The organism is Mycobacterium sp. (assembly GCF_035653355.1).
Classification (GTDB): Bacteria; Actinomycetota; Actinomycetes; order Mycobacteriales; family Mycobacteriaceae; genus Mycobacterium.
In genome coordinates, this window is the sequence record NZ_DASRBZ010000435.1 from 1 (window position 1) to 2402 (window position 2402).

At 69.1% G+C, this 2402-nt stretch carries 4 protein-coding genes; all 4 read left to right on the plus strand.

What is annotated here, in order from left to right:
- Nucleotides 1-66: 66 nt before the first annotated feature.
- From folP to VFA16_RS15035, 4 genes are read left to right on the plus strand one after another with little or no spacing between them, the layout of a single operon-like run.
- Nucleotides 67-876: a dihydropteroate synthase gene (gene folP / locus VFA16_RS15020; RefSeq protein WP_414687728.1), complete on the plus strand. Its 810-nt coding sequence runs from the start codon at nt 67-69 to the stop codon at nt 874-876.
- Nucleotides 869-1273, plus strand: coding sequence for a dihydroneopterin aldolase (folB, locus tag VFA16_RS15025; RefSeq protein ID WP_324968586.1), 405 nt, complete (start codon nt 869-871; stop codon nt 1271-1273). The genes folP and folB overlap by 8 nt, the downstream gene beginning before the upstream one ends.
- Nucleotides 1270-1800 carry a 2-amino-4-hydroxy-6-hydroxymethyldihydropteridine diphosphokinase gene (gene folK, locus VFA16_RS15030; protein WP_324968587.1) on the plus strand — a complete coding sequence of 177 codons (531 nt, stop codon included), beginning with the start codon at nt 1270-1272 and terminating at the stop codon, nt 1798-1800. Before folB ends, folK begins: the two co-directional genes overlap by 4 nt.
- A complete protein-coding gene (locus VFA16_RS15035) occupies nt 1800-2276 on the plus strand; it encodes a DUF3180 domain-containing protein (RefSeq protein WP_324968588.1) in 477 nt (158 codons plus the stop codon). Before folK ends, VFA16_RS15035 begins: the two co-directional genes overlap by 1 nt.
- Nucleotides 2277-2402: the final 126 nt, after the last annotated feature.

A 2402-nucleotide genomic window follows, 5' to 3' on the forward strand; every position in this document is an offset into this window, starting at 1 on the left:
CGCCGCGTCTCGAGCTGAAGCGCTCGAACTCATCTTGCGGAAGTGACTACGACACGCGTGCAGGTCATGGGCGTGGTGAACGTCACCGACGACTCGTTCTCCGATGGCGGGCGCTACCTGGACCCCGACCGCGCCGTCGAACACGGCCTGGCCTTGGCAGCCGAGGGTGCGGCGATCGTCGACGTCGGCGGCGAGTCCACCCGACCAGGTGCGGTGCGCATTGACCCGCAGGTGGAAACGGCCCGTGTGGTCCCTGTCGTCAAACAGCTTGCTGCCCAGGGCATTACCGTCAGCATCGACACCATTCACGCCGGTGTCGCGCGGGCCGCGCTGGAAAGCGGCGCCCGGATCGTCAACGACGTCTCCGGAGGCCGCGCCGACCCCGCGATGGCATCACTGCTGGCCGAAACAGGCGTGCCGTGGGTGTTGATGCACTGGCGCTCGGTGTCGGCTGATCGCCCGCATGAAGTGCCGCCCTACCGCGATGTGGTGGCCGAGGTGCGCGCCGAGCTGCTCGCCGGCGTCGACGACGCGGTCGCCGCCGGGGTGGACGCAACCAACCTGATCATCGACCCTGGTCTGGGGTTCGCCAAGACGGCACAACACAACTGGGCGCTGCTGCATGCGCTGCCGCAGTTGGTCGCGACCGGTATTCCGGTGCTTGTGGGGGCATCGCGGAAACGTTTTCTCGGCAGGCTGCTGGCCGACCCTGACGGGACATTGCGCCCACCGGACGGACGCGAGACGGCCACCGCGGTGATCTCCGCGCTGGCCGCTCTGCACGGGGCGTGGGGTGTGCGGGTGCACGACGTGCGGGCTACTGCCGATGCGTTGAAGGTCGTCGAGGCCTGGAAACAAGGCGGCTCTGATGGCTGATCGAATCGAGTTGCGCGGCTTGACCGTTCGCGGCCGCCACGGCGTGTACGAGCAGGAGCGCGCCGACGGCCAGGACTTCGTGGTCGACATCACCGTGTGGATCGACTTGGCCGACGCCGCAGCCAGCGACGACCTGTCGGACACCTACGACTACGGCGTGCTGGCCCAGCGGGCGGCCGACATCGTGGCCGGCCCGCCGCGAAAGCTGATCGAAACCGTCGCCGGCGAGATCGCCGACGACGTCATGAACGACAAGCGGGTGCACGCCGTCGAAGTGGTCGTCCACAAACCGGCCGCCCCGATCCCGCAAACCTTCGCCGACGTGGCGGTCGTAGCACGGCGATCACGCCGCGGCGGCCGCGGCTCCGTGGTGCCGGCCGGAGGCCCGCGCCTGTGACCCGTGTAGTGCTGTCGATCGGATCCAACCTCGGTGACCGGTTGGCCCGGCTGCAATCGGTAGTCGACGGGCTCGGCGAGTCGGTGCGCGCCGTCTCGCCGGTGTACGAAACCGAGCCGTGGGGCGGCGTGGACCAAGGGCCGTTCCTCAACGCGGTGCTGATCGCCGAGGATCCCTCATGTGACGCACACGGCTGGTTGCGGCGCGCCCAGGCTTTTGAGCAAGCAGCCGATCGGGTGCGTGGCCAGCGCTGGGGCCCGCGCAGCCTCGATGTGGATCTGGTCGCCTGCTACGACGACGGCGCCGAGCTGTTCTCCCGAGACAACGGCCTGACGCTGCCGCACCCGCTGGCTCACCTGCGGGCGTTCGTGATGGTCCCGTGGCTGGCCGTCGACCCGGACGCCGAGCTGACAGTGGCCGGAGGAAAGCGTTCCGTGGCCCGGCTGTTGTCCGAGCTGGAGCCTGCCGATCGTGCCGGTGTGCGACGAACCGACTTGGTGCTCACACCGCGGACGTCAGGAAACTGATGGGCCCGACCAGGAAACGTGACCTGACGGGCGCGGTGATCGGCGCTGCGGTGGTCGGCTATCTGCTTGTGGTGCTGCTCTACCGGTGGTTTCCGCCGATCACAGTGTGGACGGGCGCGTCGCTGCTCGGCGTGGCTGCGGCCGAGGCGCTATGGGGCCGATATGTGCGCACGAAGATCAACGACGGCGAGATCGGCGACGGACCCGGCTGGCTACATCCGCTGGCGGTGGCCCGAAGCGTGGTCATCGCCAAGGCTTCGGCGTGGGTGGGCGCCGTGGTGCTGGGTTGGTGGATCGGGGTGCTGGTGTACCTGCTGCCGCGGCGTTCCACGCTGCGGGTCGCTGGCGAAGACACCACCGGCACGGTGGTCGCGGCCGCCTGCGCACTGGCTCTGGTGGTCGCCGGACTGTGGCTTCAGCATTGCTGTAAATCGCCGAGCGATCCCACCGAACGCGGCAACGGCGCCGAAACCTAAGCCTGGCCCGCGGCCGGATGACGAGGCCCGCCGCGACGCGGGCCGACCGTGAATGGAGCGATCAGGGCAGGTGAGAATCGCCGGGACGCGACGACACGCGCAGTGACGTCCTCCCGGTACAGTCAG

Bases quoted from the DNA above. Each gene is read 5' to 3' on its own strand.
- VFA16_RS15035 (WP_324968588.1), top strand. From the start codon at position 1,800: ATGGGCCCGACCAGGAAACGTGACCTGACGGGCGCGGTGATCGGCGCT.
- folP (WP_414687728.1), top strand. From the start codon at position 67: ATGGGCGTGGTGAACGTCACCGACGACTCGTTCTCCGATGGCGGGCGC.
- folB (WP_324968586.1), top strand. From the start codon at position 869: ATGGCTGATCGAATCGAGTTGCGCGGCTTGACCGTTCGCGGCCGCCAC.